The following is a 15,084-nucleotide window of genomic DNA, read 5'->3' as shown; positions in this document are numbered from 1 at the left end:
GCCTCATCGAACGAACGCGCCAAAGCCATTCACCACTGGGCAGCAAACTACAACCTAACGCGCCCACACTCTGCACTCGGCGGCATCAGCCCGTTCCAAAGACTGAACAACCTTCTTGGAAACGACACCTAGATCCGCTTGTCCAGCGTCCCGTTGGTGAGGAATTCGACCGGGAAATTCTTGACTTGATATCCAGCCAGACCGTTCGAGACATAGGGCGCGAAGATCTGGCCCTCGACGAACCTGGGCATTGGATATCTCAGGGATTGCTCCGACATGAACGCATCAATTTCCGGTATCTGGCCCTTTACCCATGGCGAGATGGCCCAGTCTGGCGAGCGCGCGGCTTCAATTTCCGCTTGGGTAATCCCCGAGATGAGCCCGATCTTTTCGGGCGGGACATCGAAGCCGGAGGCGATGGCTTTGTTGAGAAACTCCAGATGCGCTTCGGCTTCCGGTGTCCGGGGAGCGAGCAGCGCGCCGTCGACGACGTCGAGCACGCGTCCCCTGGTGGTGTTCAAGGTTCGGGCGATCGCTGTGAATTTGGCGACTGCCTTGGCTTTGGTCTCCGGCGACGATTGCTCGTATACGCCGGCGAATTCGCGTGGATCGCTTCTGCATGGAACCGGCGGGCTGCCTGCTGGGTCGACGCTCCAGATGTCCGGGCCGAACATGCGAACGGCCGCCCACATGGTGTCGGCCACGTCTTGCTCCACGCCTGCCGCCCTCATTCCGAGCCAAAAGGCATGGTGGGTCGTGTGGTACTCACGGTTCTTGGCGCAGCAATAGTAGTCGTGGATGATCGCGGCGTTGAGATACTTGCCGCTGAACGGATAGCCGACCAGAACACGGAAGGGCTTGGGTATGCTTGCGCCGTCAACGACTTCGCCCGCGGGAGCCGTCCAGACCAGTCCGCTCGGGTCGCGATAGACGAAATCGCGGCTCAGGCGAAACAGCTTGCCGGTTGGCCCGTCAAGAAGTTCGCCACTGGGTGCCCCTTCGAATTCACCAAAGCTCGTCTGGGCGCCGGCAACAGTTCCGACGAGGCAAAGGACAAGCGCTACAGCAAGCGGTTTCATGATCGCCCCCGACCATCCGATTTACATTAGTATAATTGCATGTGGTTCGATCTTGCACCAGATGTTTGGCTTCTACTGATGGAGCAGGCGGGGCAGATCGGAATTCCCTGCCCGGAAAGGGTAAAAAAAACTAGGCCCGCGCGACTTTCGCCGCGCGGGACGCAACGTCGATCATTCCTTGCCGACATACTCGCTGAGCAGCTTTTCGTTGCGGGCCTTTTCGATCTTCGCGGTCAGTTCGGCGGCCAGGCGGTCGTCCATGCGGTACTTGACCAGATTGACGAGGGCGCCGGTGAGCAGCAGCACGCCCATGCCCCAATAGCCCTTGGTGGAGAGGTCGACCGGTGCCAGCCACAGGGACAGCGCGAGCATGAAGTAGGCGACAACGACGGAAGCGGCGTTGAACAGGATGTAGGTCTGGTTCGGGCTCATGATTTCCTCCTGAGATCAATTGGTTGACGAGAGTTCGGGATCAATTGGATGACGGGATTCCGGTATTGACTGCGAGACGCTGAAGGACCTGGGCGGCGTCGACCCTGACCGGCCGGCCGTGGCCGGCGTTTGCCAGTCTTGCCCGGACCGCATCGCCGCTCAGTTCGTCGTCGATGGCGTCGATGACGAAGGCTTCCTTGAGCGGGTCGCTGCGGTCGTGGATGCGGGCGATGAGAGCCTCCGCCTTCTTGAAGCCGGTGGAGCCGCCGAGCGAGCGGTTGAGGCCGCGCTGGGCGCGATGCTCCGCGTCGAGCGCCCTTGCCGAGATCAGGCCCTGGTTGAGGTCGACGATCTTGGCATGGGCCTTTTCGATCGAAAGCCGCATGCGGGTGATCCGCTGTTCAATGGCTGCCAGTGTTGCTTGGCGAACGGCGCGTTCGTTCTCCAGTTCGGCAATGACGGTTGCGCCGTCATGCGCCAGCTCGCTGGCTCCGGCGTGAAGGGCGCTGGCGGTCCGCTGTTCGAGGTCACTGAGGCGCTGGACAAGGCGCGAGAGTGCTGCCTGTTCGCTCCGGTGCCTGATGACGATGGTCGCCAAGGTATGCTTGGCGGCGGTCAGGCCGGACTGGGCATTCCTGATGTGCTGTTCGATCAGGTCGATGGCAAAGCGATTCTCAAGACCGGTTTCAGCCTTGGCTCCCGCCACCGCCAGCAACGACTTGAAGACATTCCGTATCATGTTTCCCTCTTATGAACATTGTTCATATTTGAAGGCTACCACAAAATGAACAGTGTTCAAGTGGTATTTTGAACAATGTTCATTTTGGCTCGGTCGTGCTATCTGAATGGCAATGGCGGGCCCAGGAGACAGGCAGGAGACAAATGGCGCTGGATCGCGATGAGACGATGGAACGGGTGCTCGGCATCGCCGAGCGGCTGCTCAACCAGGGAGGGGCCGCCAAGCTGCAGGCGCGCACGATCGCCAGCGAGGCGGGGATTGCGGTCGGCTCGATCTACAATCTGTTCGGCGACCTGAACGGCATCCTGCGGGCGGTCAACACCAGGCTGCTGGAAAAACTGGAGGCGGCCGGCCAACAGGTGCTTGGAGACCTGGAGCGCAAGGGCGTGACGGATCCGGTCCGGCTGCTGCTGGCGCTGGCGGGGGTCTATCAGCGTTTCGTCGGCGACAATCCCGGAAGCTGGCAGTCGCTTCTGGCGACAGGTCTTGCCGGGCCGCCCTCCGACTATAGCAAGGCCTATGAGGAGCGGCTGTCCAGCACCTTCCTGCTCATTGCCGATATCCTGGAAAAGAGCGGCCTGATAACCGATCCGCGGCGGAGGGGAACGGCCGCCCATGCCTTGTGGTCCAGTGTGCATGGTATCGTGACGGTCGGTTATGCGACCGAGGACATCGAGGGCAGGCGAGGCGACGTGTCGGAGCAGATCACGCTTCTGGTGACGACCTTCGTCGCTGGCCTCAGACAGCAGACAAGCGCCTGACGGGAGGAGACCCGCGCGACTGATGCCGCGCGGATCGAACGGGTCACTTGCAAGTGGTCTTCAGCTTGCTCGCTTCAAGCGCCGTGCCGTTGAGCTTGAGCACCGAGCCGTCCGTCTGGGTCAGCGAGGTGCCCGACCATGCGCCCTGATCGGCAAGGCAGTTGAGCGGCGTGCCGACGACGGTGATATCGCCGCGGATGTTTTCGGCAGGGCCGGAGAAGTAAAGACCCGCCTTGCTGGCGCCTTCGACGCGCATGTTGCCGAAGTCTATGTTCTTGACCGGGCCGCCAAGGAAGTCCCACTCGCTGCCATAGATGTAGGCGCCATAGCTGCCGGCATTGGAGATGGTGACATCCTTGAAGCTGATGCCCGAGACCGGGTTGAGGAAGATGCCGGCGTTGCGGGTGCCGTCGATGGTGAGCCCGCGAACATTGACGTTGGTCGTCACGGCATCCTCAGGCAGGGTTGAGGCGGTGACGAGCATCAGGCCGTTGATGCCGCCCTTGAGTGTCATGTCGGTGATGGTGACATCAGAGGTGCCTTGGAGCACCACCAGATCCATGTCCAGGCCCTGTTCGGAATTGTCGATGGTGACCTTGTTCATGGTCACATCGTTGGCGGCGACGAGCAGGATGCCTTCGCGGCGTGACTTGCTGATCTTGACGTTGTCGATGACGATGTCCGTCGCAGCGTGGGTGATCAACTCAGGCCAGTCGCTCTGGTCGATGCGGCTGCCTGCAAAGATGCCGTAGGTGACGCTGTCGATCACCGTGTCGCGGACTGTCAGCCCCCTGGTGCCGAGCGCGGCGATGGCGGCATGCGGCGCGCGGTTCGGCCTGCCAACCGCGAACTCGCAATTGGTGTTGCTGCTGCAGATGTAGAGGTCGTTAATGTTGGCGCCTGAAATCGTGGCGCCCATCACGTTGTCGAGGCGGATGCCGTCGCCCGCGGTATTGGAGATGTCGACGTCACTGATCGAAAGGTTAGAGGCGCCGTTGCTGGCGATCGCGGCAAGGCCGCCTGATATCGCAAGGCCTGCGACTTCGCTGCCGATGCCCATGGTGACGACGTTGGCTGCCGTGTTGGTGCCTGTCAAGTTCGCTGCCTGACCGTCGGCGCGGAACGCCGCCTGGATGCGGCTGTTGGCGCCACGCACGGCGATCGATCCGCCGCCACCAAGCAGATGCTGGCCAGCACCGAGCTGCAGAGTCTGGCCAAGCGAAATGCCGCCATTGGCCAGCACCAGCGCGTTGGTGCCGGCGGTGGTGAGTGCCGCGTTGATGGCGGCCGCGTCGCCAGTTGCCGACGAGATCGAGACGACCTTGCCGACGGCCTGGCCGCCATGGACGAATTCGGCGGCCTCGATGACGCCGTCCCTGTCGGCATAGGTGCGTATGAAATCCGAACGCTCGACGTGCTGGAACATCGGGTCGAAGGCCGCCTTGCCGGTGCGGCTCGAGCCGCCAAGCGGTACGCGCAGGCGCGCGGTGACTCCGAATTCGGTGCGGTCTTCGTTGTCGTAGGAGACCGAGGCGCCGAGCGCCAGTGTCGAACCGGAGACGCCGGGCAGGCCGGAGAAGCTGACTTCGGTGCGTGCCTTGACGCCAAGGGTGTCGTCGAGGCCGCGTGCGCCGTCATACCAGTAGGCACCGCCAAAGACCTTCATCTCGGCGTTCATGCCTTCGGGGAAGACGGGCAGGCGCATGCCGGCTTCGGCGTCGGCGCCGGTGCGGGCGAATTCGCGGCCGGCCTGGAACTTGAGCTCGCTGCCGGAGACGAAGGCGTGGCTCAGGCTGGCGGCGACCTTGTCGTCGCTGAGCGGCAGATAGAGGTTGGCGCGTCCTTCATAGACCGGGCCGAGCGCTTCGATGCCGAAGGACAGCTGGTTGAAGGTGTTGCCGTGTTCGCTGTTGAAGACGTCGAGATAGCCATAGCCGCCAAGCAGCCAGCCGTTTTCGATGCGGTGGCGGTAGCCCATGCCGAACGAGGCTTGTCGTACCGAGCCTTCGACGAAGTGGCCGCGGGCATCGAAGAAGACGCCGTTGCCGCTGTCGAGCAGGAACGGCATGAAGATGCCGAGCCCGCCGGTTCCCTGGCCGTAGGCGAGGTTGCCTTCAAGTTCGAGAATGGGCTGCTGCGCTTGCGCGAAGACGTGGGAGGAGAGGGCGGTGCCGGAGGCCAGCGCCACAACAAACAGGCTTGGGAACTTCATGATGGGGTACTTCAAATTTCCGATTGATCGTCGGTGAGCTATGATAGTTGAATGAAAGAGTCCAGATTAATCCATGGATTGCGCGGCGCTGCCTGTGGACGACATTTCGCCATTTGTTTCAGTGCGTTGGGTCTAAATTAGACCTTGCGAGAGATGCATATGTTAGAATCGGCGGCGGACGCTGGGGCAGTTTGCTGCCGTTGCAAAGTTCGAGCCGTCGTCGCCACGCGCTTCGGCAAATTGGCTTTCTGTTGAGCCAGGCACCGGGCAGCTGTCGTGCCGCCCGGTGTGCTTCACGGCTAGTTGGCCGGAGGCGTGGCAACGACAAGCGCAACGATCCGCCTGACCAGCGGCAGGACCAGCAGCAGCGTCGGGAAGGCCACCAGCCAGGACAGCGCCCAGGCGGCGGGCCAGGTCGACAGGAAGTCAGGCGTTGGGCCCAGGCTTTTCAGTGTCGAGATCGCCGAGACCACCGACGACATCAGCACCGACAGGACCAGCGGCATGACGATGGCAGCGTAGCGCGCGGGCAGCTTGCCGCGCGAACGGGGATTGGAACGTAAACTCATAAGATCACACTTTGGAAGCGGTCGATCACTAGGGTGCAAGTCATGGCATTCCTCCCGGTGGCGACCGGTTGAATGCGTTGCTTGACGTGAGACGCTTACGGCATGCCGTGAAGGCAGCGCGGCTTAGATAGCTTTGCCGGCAACAGAATGCAACGGCGTCAGCTATAGCTTTTCGGGTGGCTTTTGCCTGATGTCGTCTTGCACTATGGTCGCCTCACCTTGAGGGAGGACCCCAGTGTCGATCGAATTCCTGCTGACCACGTTGATCATCGTCGCATCGCCCGGCACGGGTGTCGTCTACACGCTGGCGGCGGGGCTGTCGCGCGGCGGCAAGGCGAGCGTGCTTGCTGCCTTTGCCTGCACGCTCGGAATCGTGCCGCACCTGATCGCCGCGCTGACCGGCCTTGCCGCGCTGCTGCACACCAGCGCGCTGCTTTTCGAGATCGTCAAATATGCCGGCGTCGTCTATCTGCTCTACATGGCCTGGCAGAGCCTGCGCGAGCACGGTGCGCTCAAGGTCGAGGCCAATGCCGATCCGCGCAGCGCCTGGCAGGTGCTTGTCGACGGCATCCTGATCAACGTGCTCAATCCGAAACTGTCGATCTTCTTCGTCGCCTTCCTGCCGCAGTTCATCGCACCGAACGAGGCGAATGTGCTCGGACGCATGCTGGAACTGTCTGGTGTGTTCATGCTGGCGACCTTCTTCATCTTCGCCATCTATGGTCTGTGCGCTGCCGCCGTACGTGACAAGGTGACGGGCAGTCCGCGCGTCATGACCTGGATGCGGCGCACCTTTGCCGCGGCCTTCGTCATGCTCGGCGCCAAGCTGGCCTTGACGGAACGCTGAGATTGGCCCTGTCGGCCGGGTTGCCCGGCCGTCGCGGCTGCGCTTAAGTCAGGCTCGATGAAATTTTGAGCCGAGCCTGACGATATGCAATTCCGCATTGCCCTGGAAGACCCCGCCAGACCTGACGTGATTGCGCTTTTGGAAGCGGGCGATGCCTATGGTGCGTCGCTGTACCCGGCGGAAAGCAATCATTTCCTGCCGCTTGATGCGCTGCGCGGGCCGAATGTCCGCTTCGTCGTTGCCCGCGACGGGCATGGCGCAGCACTCGCCACGGGAGCCATCGCGCTGGCGGGCGATTTTGCCGAGCTGAAGCGTATGTGGGTGGTGCCCGATGCCAGGGGCAAGGGCATTTCAACGGCCGTTCTCGCCGACCTCGAGGCAAGGGCGCTCGATGCCGGCCATTCGCTGCTGCGACTGGAAACCGGCATCGACAACCACGAGGCTTTGGCGCTCTACGAACGCAAGGGCTTCGTTCGCCGCGGGCCCTTCGGCTGTTATCGCGAGGACCCGCTCAGCGTGTTCATGGAAAAGCACCTCGGCGACGTGGCCACGGCAGTTTGACCTGATCCGGAAGCAGTGCTGCCTATTTCGCGCTGGCCGGAAAGGCGGGCAGCTTGGCGATGTCGTTGGCATCGTGCTGGACGACGAGTGTGGCGTTCAGCGCCTTGGCCATGTCCTGAAGCCTGTCCATCGACGCCAGCGACTGCGCCCGGTCGACGTTGAACGGCGGCACACCGCTATTGGCGAACTGCTCTTCAAAATGCACGGTGTCGCCGCTCAACAGCACGGGCCCCTTGCCGGCGAGCCTGACCAGCAGCGAATGGCTGCCATCGGTGTGGCCAGGCGTCGACAGCATGACCACCGAGCCGTCGCCGAACACATCCTTGTCGCCTTCGACGGCTTCGACCTCGGCTTTGCCGTCGAGCCATGGCTTGACCAGTGCCGGGTCTACGGCGAAGGCCGGCGGCTCGGCCCGAAAGCCTTCGAGGTCGGCCTTGCCAATCAGCAGCTTGGCTTGCGGGAAATCGGTGGCTTGGCCGACATGGTCGAAGTGGTTGTGGCTGAGGCCAACGGTTTCGATGTTCTCCGCAGCGACGCCGATCTTAGACAGCTGGTCCTTGATCGTCGTGGCGAGACTCGGCTTCATGCCGCCGCCATCCTGCGATGCCCCGAGGAGCGCTGCCGGCAGGCCGGTGTCCCACAGCATGTAGGATGCGTCGTGGCGGATCAGATAGCAGCTATTGGTGAGCGTCCGTTCTTCGCCCTGATAGCGCAAGGTGTCGGAGAAGGCGGAGAGATCGCTGATCTTGATCGACCCGCAATCGAGGCGCCAAAGTTCGGTGTCGGCGGCCTGTGCGGCACCGAATGCCGGCAGCGCCAGCATGGCGGCGAGCAGATATTGTCTTGGGGTCATGTCGGATCTCCTTGAATGCGGCGATGGCGTCGGTTGCCGGTGCTGCGCCAAAATGGTCCGCTGAAGTCAGGCAGGCGTGCCCGGAACTGGCGCCATATGTGCCCGAAACGCTCAAACTGAAGTCGACAGCGCCTTGGCAGGCGCTACAGTGCCGGCATGCTCAAACCTGTCGAAGACGCCCACAGCACATTGTCGCGACGCCTGCTGCAATTGCTGCGACCGCTGGCGATGTCGAGCCGCACGGCGCGGGGCCCCGGCCTGCACACATTCGCCCGCCAGCTGTTCAGCTATTGCTGCATCGAGCGCGAGCGCCTCGTCAGCGTGGTTTCGGAAATGCCGAGGATCGGCATCGTGCTCAGCGGCGAAAAGGAGTTCTGGCTCGGCGATGCCGGCCAGCGCTTCGTCGCCGGCGACGTGTTCGTGCTGCCCGCCGGCACTGCGTTCGACGCTGTCAACATTCCCTCGGAGGCGAGCGGCCTCTACGAGTCGCTGCTGGTCGAGATTACCCAGGTGCCGAAATGGGTGCAGGAGATGCCGGGTGCCCGTCCGGTTGCCGGCTTCGACCTGCGCGTGCCGCTGTCTCAGGAACTCGTCGATGCGCTCGGTCATGCCGCAATCTCGCTCAGTGGTTCCGATCATGCCGCAGCACTTGCCGGCCATCGCCTCGCCGAGGTGCTCATCCTGCTGAGGAAGATGCCGGTGGCGCAGCCGCTGTTTGCGCAGTCGCTGGCCGAGCGAGCGGCCTGGCTGGTGGCGCGCGCGCCGGCGAAGCGCTGGACGGCCGAGGAGATCGGGCGCGAACTCGGGGTCGGCGCCTCGACGCTGCGGCGCAAGCTCGTCGAGGCAGGCACGTCGCTGCGCGGCGTCCAGGCGTCGGCCAGGATGCAACTGGCGCATGAGATGCTGGTGCGCGGCGAAGGCAATATCACCGATGCCGCCAACGCCGCCGGTTATGCCTCGAGGTCGCATTTCGCCCGCCGCTTCCAGGCGGTGTATGGCGCTTCGCCCGCCGAAATTCGGCTGCGCCAGACAGCGCTGCCGGGCTGATCACGGCCAGCCTTGCCGGAAGACCGGCAGGGGAGGATACTTCTCTGCGTGGATGCATTTGAGGGCGATGACCCGGATGCCCGCCCCGGCTTGGCTGCCGTGCTCCGTGGCACCGGAGGGAGGTGTGCCGTGACGACATACATCATGCTGATCAACTGGACCGACCAGGGCGTGCGCGACGTGCGTTCATCGCCCAAGCGGCTCGATGCGGCCAAGAAGCTGCTCGGCGACATGGGCGGCTCGTTCAAGCAGTTCTACCTGACAATGGGCGAGTACGACATGGTGGCGGTGGCCGAAGCGCCCGATGACGCCGTTGTGGCGCGCTTCGCGCTGATCTTGGGACAGTCCGGCAACATCAGGACACGCACGCTGAAAGCCTTCCCCGAACTCGCCTATCGCGAGATCATCGCCTCGATGGGCTAAGCGCCTGCCACGGCGCAGGCATGTCGCCCGCGCCGTGGCCACGCCGGGCCGAAACGCCTCGACTGAATCAAGATGACCGTCTAAGCTTCGGAAAAACAACGGGAAGAACCAGGATGTCGTTTCTGAAGAGGCTATTTGGCGGTGGCGGCGCAGCGGCAGAGACGCAGGCTGCGGCGGTCGCCAAGGAGATCGAATACAAGGGCTTTGCGATCAAGGCGATGCCCTACAAGGAAGGCGGCCAGTTCCAGACTTGCGGCATCGTTTCCAAGGATGTCGATGGCATCGTCAAGGAACACAAGTTCATTCGTGCCGACCGTTTCGCAGCCCTCGATGATGCCGTGGAAGTGTCGCTGACCAAGGGACGCCAGCTCGTCGACGAGCAGGGCGAGCGCATGTTCGGCTGAGGCCGGGTGTCTTCAACCAGGTTTCGTTCGCCTCGATGTCGGTCCATCATGTTGCCCTAATGCAACTTGCTGTCGCAATGCACGCTAGGTAATCACGATCCTGCCTTGCGCATCATTTTCATGAAACCCTAGGGTGTTCACATCCGATTCTGGGGACGCTCATGAAATCCGTTCTTCTCGCATCGACCATTCTCCTCGCCGCAACCAGCGCCGGCATGGCTGCTGACGCTGTGGCGTCCGACCCGGTGGTTGCGCCTTACACTTGGACAGGCTTTTACGCTGGCGTTCATGGCGGCTATTCCTGGGGCAGTGGTGATGGTGCTTATCCGGAACCTGGCGTCGGGCAGTACGAGACGGCTTATCCCGAGGCCCAGGGTGGGCTGTTGGGGGCGCAGGTCGGTTACAACCATCAGTGGGGGTCGTTGGTCCTCGGTATCGAGGGCGATCTGTCTTATTCCTGGGCAGATGGAAGCTCCAGAATTAATACGTTCCCCGATGGGTTGGACGCCGATGGCCGGACGGACAGTGAGTACACCTACCTGGCAAGCATCACCGGTCGGGCCGGTTATGCGCTGGACCGCACCTTGTTCTATGCCAAGGCTGGCATTGGCTTCACCCGGCTCGAAATCAACGATTTCGACGATCCCAATACTTTCAACGCACGCGGATCCGAGACGCTGACGGGCTGGACGATCGGCGGCGGCGTCGAGCATGCCCTGAACGACAAATGGTCGGTGAAGGGCGAGTATCAGTTCTATCGCTTCTCAGGCGATGTTGCCGTGAACGATCCCGTGGCCTTCCGCACCTACGAAGGCGATTTCGACGTGCACGCGATCAAGATCGGCCTGAACTACAAGTTCTGAGGTGGCATTGCTTTGCCATCAAACCCCCGGCTTCGCGCCGGGGTTTTTTTGTTCGCGGTGGGCTGCTGCCAAGACTATCCAAGCGACCTGACATAGCCGATGTAGCCACGCACGTCGTTGGCAGGTTCGGTGTAGGCATCGCCCAGCGATTTCTCCATCGCCGCGACATAGGCCTTTGCCCAGCCCGGCAGCGGATAGTCGATGACGGCGAGGAACTCCAGGGTCGCGGCAAGCCGGATGTCGGCGATGGAAGGCCTGTCGCCGCCGATGAAGGGCTTCTCTTTGATGTAAAAGGAGCGGAACACGTCGAGCGGCTCGGCGAGAGCTTCGACAGCCGCCTGGCGCGCCTTTTCCTTGGTCGGCGCATCGGCGTCGCTGTGGCCGACTTCACCCGGATATTGCGGGAAGTTGAGGGCCGGGTAGGTGGCGCGCGCCAGATACGGATAGAAGGTGCCAATGAGATAGAACATGGCGCTGTCGATCATCGCGCGCCGTTCGGGATCCCTTGGGTAGAGGTTTTCCAGCCCGTGCTTGTTGGACAGATACTGCATGATGGCGCAGCTCTCCCACAAAACGCCGTTGGGCAATTCGGAGGTTTCGATCATCGGCGTGAGATGGGCCGGGCATGCCGCGAGATATTCTGGCGTCCGGGTCTGTCCGTAGACGTCGTTTTCGGTGAAGCCGAGACCCGAGGCACGCAGGAACACGCGCGCGCTCATATTGTTGACGCTCGGCTTGATGACGTTGAGCTTGATGTCGGCCATGTCAGCTTCTCCCAGCTTCAGTTGTTGCGATAAGGGTCCTTGGGCTCGCGCCCGGCCGACAAGGTCGCCCGGCTGCGCTCGGTGAGCGCCTCGATGGCGTCGGCCAGATGGACTTCGGCGATGTTGTAGTCGCCGCGCGCGACCCTGACCTTGTGAGCCTCCATCAGCACATCGGCATGGGTGTGGCCCACCGGCGGCTCGAACCGGTAAGAGGCGAGTTCGATCAGAAGACCGAGCGGGTCTTCGAAATAGACCGAATCCATGAAGCCGCGATCCTTGACGCCGCTGTGCTTGATGGCGCGCTCGTCGAGGCGTTCGACGGCCTGCAGGAATGTCACTCTGGAGACTGCGAAGGCAATGTGATGCACGCAGCCGATGTCGGTCGGCGTCCGCTTCGGGTCGGGCTTGCGGTTCTCGTCGGTGAAGATTGTGATGAGGCGGCCGTCGCCGGGGTCGAAATAGAGATGGCTCTCGCTGGCCTTGTCGAGATTGGGCTGCTCAAAGATGAAAGGCATGCCGAGCAGGCCTTCCCAGAAGTCGATCGAGCTGTTCCGATCAGCACCGACAAGGGTGATGTGGTGTACGCCTTGTGCCTGGAGTTTTCGCATGTGCCATCCTCCGTTGGCAGCAGTGTCGCACAAGCCCGGTCACAAGCAATAGATCGAGAGGATTGCCCGGACCGGCGGCGCGCCGGTCCGATGCCCTGATGGCAGGTAGCTGGTCAGCTGCGGAGGCCGGGGGCTTCTTGGCCGGTGCGCTCGACATACTCGGTGTAGCCGCCGCCATAGGTGTGGATGCCGTCGGGGGTCAGTTCCAGCACCCGGTTGGAAAGGGCCGCGAGGAAGTGGCGGTCGTGCGAGACGAACAGCATAGTGCCCTCATACTGCGACAGCGCGGTGATGAGCATTTCCTTGGTGGTGATATCAAGGTGGTTGGTCGGCTCGTCGAGCACCAAAAGGTTGGGTGGATCAAATAGCATGATCGCCATGACGAGGCGGGCCTTTTCGCCGCCCGACAGCACGCGGCACTTCTTCTCGATCTCGTCGCCGGAGAAGCCGAAGCAGCCGGCGAGGGCGCGCAGCGGCGCCTGGCCGGCCTGCGGGAAGGAGTCTTCGAGCTGCTGGAACACGGTGCGGTCGCCGTCGAGCAGGTCCATGGCGTGCTGGGCGAAATAGCCCATCTTGACGCTCGGCCCGCGCGCGACCGTGCCGTTGTCAGGATTCGAGGCGCCAGCGACAAGCTTCAGCAGCGTCGACTTGCCGGCGCCATTGATGCCCATGATGCACCAGCGTTCCCTGCGGCGAACCTGGAAGTCGAGGCCTTCATAGATGGTCTTTGAGCCGTAGCTTTTGTGCACGTTCTTGAGCGTGACCACGTCTTCGCCCGAGCGCGGCGCCGGCTGGAACTCGAACGACACCGTCTGGCGGCGCTTCGGCGGCTCGACCTTGTCGATCTTGTCGAGCTTCTTGACCCGGCTCTGGACCTGGGCGGCGTGCGAGGCACGCGCCTTGAAGCGCTCGATGAAGGCGATTTCCTTGGCCAGCATCGCCTGCTGGCGTTCGAACTGGGCCTGCTGCTGCTTGTCGGCGAGCAGGCGCTGCTGCTGGTAGAACTCGTAATTGCCGGAATAGGCAGTCAGCGAACCGCCGTCGATTTCGACGACCTTGTTGACGATGCGGTTCATGAATTCGCGGTCGTGCGAGGTCATCAAAAGCGCGCCGTCATAGTTCTTGAGGAAGGCCTCGAGCCAGATCAGGCTTTCGAGATCGAGATGGTTGCTCGGTTCGTCGAGCAAAAGCGCGTCGGGGCGCATCAGCAGGATCTTGGCAAGCGCGACGCGCATCTTCCAGCCGCCGGAAAGGGCGCCGACGTCGCCGTCCATCATCTCCTGGGAGAAGCCGAGACCGTCGAGAACCTCGCGGGCGCGGCCATCGAGCGAATAGCCGTCGAGCTCCTCGAAGCGGCCCTGCACCTCGCCGTAGCGTTCGATGACCTGGTCCATCTCGTCGGCGCGGTCGGGGTCGACCATCGCCGCTTCCAGTTCACGCATCTCGGCGAGCAGTTCGCTGATCGGGCCGGCACCGTCCATCACCTCGGTGACCGGGCTGCGGCCCGCCATGTCGCCGACGTCCTGGCTGAAGTAGCCAATGGTGACGCCGCGATCGACCGAGACTTGGCCCTCGTCGGGTTGTTCCTGTCCGGTGATCATGCGGAACAGGGTCGTCTTGCCGGCGCCATTGGGGCCGACCAGGCCGACCTTCTCGCCCTTCTGCAGGGCTGCCGAAGCCTCGATAAAGACGAGCTGCTTGCCGTTCTGCTTGCCGATGTTTTCGAGACGAATCATGTTTTGTAGGACCCAGAGGATTTGTCGGGTCACCACGTCATCGGTTGCGCCCGTAAAGAGATCGCCCGTAAAGCATCCGGAGCCTTGGCGCGCAAGGGCCGCCGATGTCACAGGCACCGACGGAGCAAAGATAAAATCCGCCTTCCTAGCCGATCAGGTGGCGCAGCACGCCAGCGGACGCGATGGCGACGATGACGGTGGGCAGCATCGACAGCCGTGTCGCCGCCAGCACGGTGATCGCGAGTGCCGCAAGGTCGGCCGGATTGTCGGAGACGAAATCGGGCGCGATGACCGAGATCAGTACGCATCCGGGTGCCGCTTCCATGACGGCGGTGGCGCGCGGGCTGAGCGTGCGGTTGCGCAATATGACGTAGCCGCCAATGCGGGTGAGGTAGGTGACCGAAGCCATCAGGACGATGGCAAGAAGGTTGACCGGGTCGATCATGCATCACCTGCCAGGAAATAGGCCGCGACAAGCCCGGACAACGCGCCGGCAGCGACATACCAGGCGCCGGGGACGAGGAGATAGACGAGTGCTGCAACCACGAGGCTGACCAACCACGGCCTTGCGGCGGCGACGCCTTTCCACATGCCGGCGAGCAGCACCAGGAATACGGCCGGAAACGCCATGTCGAAGCCATAGGCCTCGACGTCGCCAAGCACGGGGCCGAGTGCTGCGCCAAGGCCGGTGAAGACGACCCAGGCGAGGTAGAAGGGGATCGAGGCGCCGGCGTAGTAGGGCAGGCTGAAGGCCGGGCCGATACCTGCCGCCGCACGTTTTCTGGCGTCGGCAAGGCCGAGCGCCCAGCTCTCGTCGCACATCAGAAACAGGGCCGGAAACACCTTGCGCCTGGGCAGGTGGCGCAGGAATGGCGCCAGGGCCGCGCCCATCAAAAGGTGACGGCTGTTGACCAGGAAGGTGATGGCAACGATGAGCAGCACATGCGGCGGCGAGGTCCAAAGCTGGATCGCGGCAAATTCCGAGCCGCCGGCGAAGTTCAGGCCGGTCATCAACGGCACCTCGACCGGGCTCAGCCCCTTCTGTGCTGCCTGGGCGCCGAGCACCAGGGCATAAGGCACGATGCCGAGCAGCACCGGCGTGCATGAGCGCATGCCGCGCCAGAACTCGGAACCGATGCCGCCTTCTGTCCGGTCGGACAATGTGGCTTGTGAAATGCTCATGAAT

At 62.8% G+C, this 15,084-nt stretch carries 19 protein-coding genes; 8 read left to right on the top strand and 11 right to left on the bottom strand.

The window, feature by feature from the left end:
• The coding region (locus tag IHE39_RS31185) for an integrase core domain-containing protein (protein ID WP_192568492.1) at window positions 1-132 on the top strand (132 nt) is incomplete at its 5' end.
• Here the strand turns inward: IHE39_RS31185 and IHE39_RS25725 are convergent.
• The 3 genes from IHE39_RS25725 to IHE39_RS25715 form a co-directional block, all read right to left on the bottom strand.
• Entirely contained in the window at window positions 129-1,079 is a 951-nt protein-coding gene (locus IHE39_RS25725; RefSeq protein ID WP_192568491.1) for a DUF1353 domain-containing protein, read from the bottom strand. The two genes, IHE39_RS31185 and IHE39_RS25725, sit on opposite strands and share 4 nt — an antisense overlap.
• A gap of 171 nt (window positions 1,080-1,250) precedes the next feature.
• Window positions 1,251-1,511: a YiaA/YiaB family inner membrane protein gene (locus IHE39_RS25720; RefSeq protein ID WP_192568490.1), complete on the bottom strand. Its 261-nt coding sequence runs from the start codon at window positions 1,509-1,511 to the stop codon at window positions 1,251-1,253.
• A gap of 40 nt (window positions 1,512-1,551) precedes the next feature.
• Window positions 1,552-2,250 carry a PspA/IM30 family protein gene (locus IHE39_RS25715; protein WP_192568489.1) on the bottom strand — a complete coding sequence of 233 codons (699 nt, stop codon included), beginning with the start codon at window positions 2,248-2,250 and terminating at the stop codon, window positions 1,552-1,554.
• A gap of 143 nt (window positions 2,251-2,393) precedes the next feature.
• Between IHE39_RS25715 and IHE39_RS25710 the strand changes: the two genes are divergently transcribed.
• On the top strand, window positions 2,394-3,011 hold the full coding sequence (locus tag IHE39_RS25710; RefSeq protein ID WP_192568488.1) for a TetR/AcrR family transcriptional regulator: 618 nt from the start codon (window positions 2,394-2,396) through the stop codon (window positions 3,009-3,011).
• Window positions 3,012-3,054: 43 nt separating this feature from the next.
• Here IHE39_RS25710 and IHE39_RS25705 read toward each other — a convergent pair whose 3' ends face one another.
• Together IHE39_RS25705 and IHE39_RS25700 are read right to left on the bottom strand one after the other, a co-directional pair.
• Window positions 3,055-5,223: a right-handed parallel beta-helix repeat-containing protein gene (locus IHE39_RS25705; protein WP_192568487.1), complete on the bottom strand. Its 2,169-nt coding sequence runs from the start codon at window positions 5,221-5,223 to the stop codon at window positions 3,055-3,057.
• A gap of 299 nt (window positions 5,224-5,522) precedes the next feature.
• Entirely contained in the window at window positions 5,523-5,792 is a 270-nt protein-coding gene (locus IHE39_RS25700) for a DUF2798 domain-containing protein (RefSeq protein ID WP_184766982.1), read from the bottom strand.
• 235 nt (window positions 5,793-6,027) lie between these two features.
• On the opposite strand from IHE39_RS25700, the gene IHE39_RS25695 reads away from it, so the two are divergent.
• Together IHE39_RS25695 and IHE39_RS25690 are read left to right on the top strand one after the other, a co-directional pair.
• Window positions 6,028-6,639, top strand: coding sequence for a LysE family transporter (locus IHE39_RS25695; RefSeq protein ID WP_192568486.1), 612 nt, complete (start codon window positions 6,028-6,030; stop codon window positions 6,637-6,639).
• Window positions 6,640-6,723: 84 nt separating this feature from the next.
• A complete protein-coding gene (locus IHE39_RS25690) occupies window positions 6,724-7,200 on the top strand; it encodes a GNAT family N-acetyltransferase (protein WP_192568485.1) in 477 nt (158 codons plus the stop codon).
• Window positions 7,201-7,222: 22 nt separating this feature from the next.
• Here the strand turns inward: IHE39_RS25690 and IHE39_RS25685 are convergent, their stop codons facing one another.
• On the bottom strand, window positions 7,223-8,053 hold the full coding sequence (locus IHE39_RS25685) for an N-acyl homoserine lactonase family protein (protein ID WP_184766985.1): 831 nt from the start codon (window positions 8,051-8,053) through the stop codon (window positions 7,223-7,225).
• 156 nt (window positions 8,054-8,209) lie between these two features.
• On the opposite strand from IHE39_RS25685, the gene IHE39_RS25680 reads away from it, so the two are divergent.
• The 4 genes from IHE39_RS25680 (at window position 8,210) to IHE39_RS25665 (ending at window position 10,790) form a co-directional block, all read left to right on the top strand.
• A complete protein-coding gene (locus IHE39_RS25680) occupies window positions 8,210-9,100 on the top strand; it encodes a helix-turn-helix transcriptional regulator (RefSeq protein WP_184766986.1) in 891 nt (296 codons plus the stop codon).
• A gap of 129 nt (window positions 9,101-9,229) precedes the next feature.
• Window positions 9,230-9,523, top strand: a complete 294-nt coding sequence (locus tag IHE39_RS25675; protein ID WP_184766987.1) for a GYD domain-containing protein — start codon at window positions 9,230-9,232, stop codon at window positions 9,521-9,523.
• Between the two features lie 113 nt (window positions 9,524-9,636).
• On the top strand, window positions 9,637-9,927 hold the full coding sequence (locus tag IHE39_RS25670; RefSeq protein WP_184766988.1) for an HlyU family transcriptional regulator: 291 nt from the start codon (window positions 9,637-9,639) through the stop codon (window positions 9,925-9,927).
• A 161-nt stretch (window positions 9,928-10,088) separates the two neighbouring features.
• Complete coding sequence (locus IHE39_RS25665) at window positions 10,089-10,790, top strand: outer membrane protein (protein ID WP_192568484.1); 702 nt, start codon at window positions 10,089-10,091, stop codon at window positions 10,788-10,790.
• Between the two features lie 74 nt (window positions 10,791-10,864).
• On the opposite strand, the gene IHE39_RS25660 is transcribed toward IHE39_RS25665, so the two are convergent.
• The 5 genes from IHE39_RS25660 to IHE39_RS25640 all read right to left on the bottom strand — a co-directional run bounded on the left by IHE39_RS25660 (window position 10,865) and on the right by IHE39_RS25640 (window position 15,080).
• The gene (locus IHE39_RS25660; protein WP_184766990.1) at window positions 10,865-11,554 is read right to left on the bottom strand and encodes a glutathione S-transferase family protein; all 690 of its coding nucleotides are present in this window, start codon (window positions 11,552-11,554) and stop codon (window positions 10,865-10,867) included.
• 17 nt (window positions 11,555-11,571) lie between these two features.
• Window positions 11,572-12,162, bottom strand: coding sequence for a VOC family protein (locus tag IHE39_RS25655; RefSeq protein ID WP_192568483.1), 591 nt, complete (start codon window positions 12,160-12,162; stop codon window positions 11,572-11,574).
• 113 nt (window positions 12,163-12,275) lie between these two features.
• Complete coding sequence (locus IHE39_RS25650; RefSeq protein ID WP_184766992.1) at window positions 12,276-13,898, bottom strand: ABC-F family ATP-binding cassette domain-containing protein; 1,623 nt, start codon at window positions 13,896-13,898, stop codon at window positions 12,276-12,278.
• A 145-nt stretch (window positions 13,899-14,043) separates the two neighbouring features.
• On the bottom strand, window positions 14,044-14,343 hold the full coding sequence (locus tag IHE39_RS25645) for an AzlD family protein (RefSeq protein ID WP_184766993.1): 300 nt from the start codon (window positions 14,341-14,343) through the stop codon (window positions 14,044-14,046).
• Complete coding sequence (locus tag IHE39_RS25640; protein WP_184766994.1) at window positions 14,340-15,080, bottom strand: AzlC family ABC transporter permease; 741 nt, start codon at window positions 15,078-15,080, stop codon at window positions 14,340-14,342. The genes IHE39_RS25645 and IHE39_RS25640 overlap by 4 nt, the downstream gene beginning before the upstream one ends.
• Window positions 15,081-15,084 lie beyond the last annotated feature (4 nt).

Source organism: Aminobacter carboxidus (genome assembly GCF_014863355.1).
In the GTDB taxonomy this organism is placed as follows: Bacteria; Pseudomonadota; Alphaproteobacteria; order Rhizobiales; family Rhizobiaceae; genus Aminobacter; species Aminobacter carboxidus.
This window is presented reverse-complemented; position numbering and strand designations above follow the sequence as displayed.

What these genes read in the sequence shown, in the direction of transcription:
- IHE39_RS25725 (WP_192568491.1), bottom strand. Translation starts at nt 1,079, where the DNA reads ATGAAACCGCTTGCTGTAGCGCTTGTCCTTTGCCTCGTCGGAACTGTT.
- IHE39_RS25720 (WP_192568490.1), bottom strand. Translation starts at nt 1,511, where the DNA reads ATGAGCCCGAACCAGACCTACATCCTGTTCAACGCCGCTTCCGTCGTT.
- IHE39_RS25715 (WP_192568489.1), bottom strand. Translation starts at nt 2,250, where the DNA reads ATGATACGGAATGTCTTCAAGTCGTTGCTGGCGGTGGCGGGAGCCAAG.
- IHE39_RS25710 (WP_192568488.1), top strand. Translation starts at nt 2,394, where the DNA reads ATGGCGCTGGATCGCGATGAGACGATGGAACGGGTGCTCGGCATCGCC.
- IHE39_RS25705 (WP_192568487.1), bottom strand. Translation starts at nt 5,223, where the DNA reads ATGAAGTTCCCAAGCCTGTTTGTTGTGGCGCTGGCCTCCGGCACCGCC.
- IHE39_RS25700 (WP_184766982.1), bottom strand. Translation starts at nt 5,792, where the DNA reads ATGAGTTTACGTTCCAATCCCCGTTCGCGCGGCAAGCTGCCCGCGCGC.
- IHE39_RS25690 (WP_192568485.1), top strand. Translation starts at nt 6,724, where the DNA reads ATGCAATTCCGCATTGCCCTGGAAGACCCCGCCAGACCTGACGTGATT.
- IHE39_RS25685 (WP_184766985.1), bottom strand. Translation starts at nt 8,053, where the DNA reads ATGACCCCAAGACAATATCTGCTCGCCGCCATGCTGGCGCTGCCGGCA.
- IHE39_RS25680 (WP_184766986.1), top strand. Translation starts at nt 8,210, where the DNA reads ATGCTCAAACCTGTCGAAGACGCCCACAGCACATTGTCGCGACGCCTG.
- IHE39_RS25670 (WP_184766988.1), top strand. Translation starts at nt 9,637, where the DNA reads ATGTCGTTTCTGAAGAGGCTATTTGGCGGTGGCGGCGCAGCGGCAGAG.
- IHE39_RS25665 (WP_192568484.1), top strand. Translation starts at nt 10,089, where the DNA reads ATGAAATCCGTTCTTCTCGCATCGACCATTCTCCTCGCCGCAACCAGC.
- IHE39_RS25660 (WP_184766990.1), bottom strand. Translation starts at nt 11,554, where the DNA reads ATGGCCGACATCAAGCTCAACGTCATCAAGCCGAGCGTCAACAATATG.
- IHE39_RS25655 (WP_192568483.1), bottom strand. Translation starts at nt 12,162, where the DNA reads ATGCGAAAACTCCAGGCACAAGGCGTACACCACATCACCCTTGTCGGT.
- IHE39_RS25650 (WP_184766992.1), bottom strand. Translation starts at nt 13,898, where the DNA reads ATGATTCGTCTCGAAAACATCGGCAAGCAGAACGGCAAGCAGCTCGTC.
- IHE39_RS25645 (WP_184766993.1), bottom strand. Translation starts at nt 14,343, where the DNA reads ATGATCGACCCGGTCAACCTTCTTGCCATCGTCCTGATGGCTTCGGTC.
- IHE39_RS25640 (WP_184766994.1), bottom strand. Translation starts at nt 15,080, where the DNA reads ATGAGCATTTCACAAGCCACATTGTCCGACCGGACAGAAGGCGGCATC.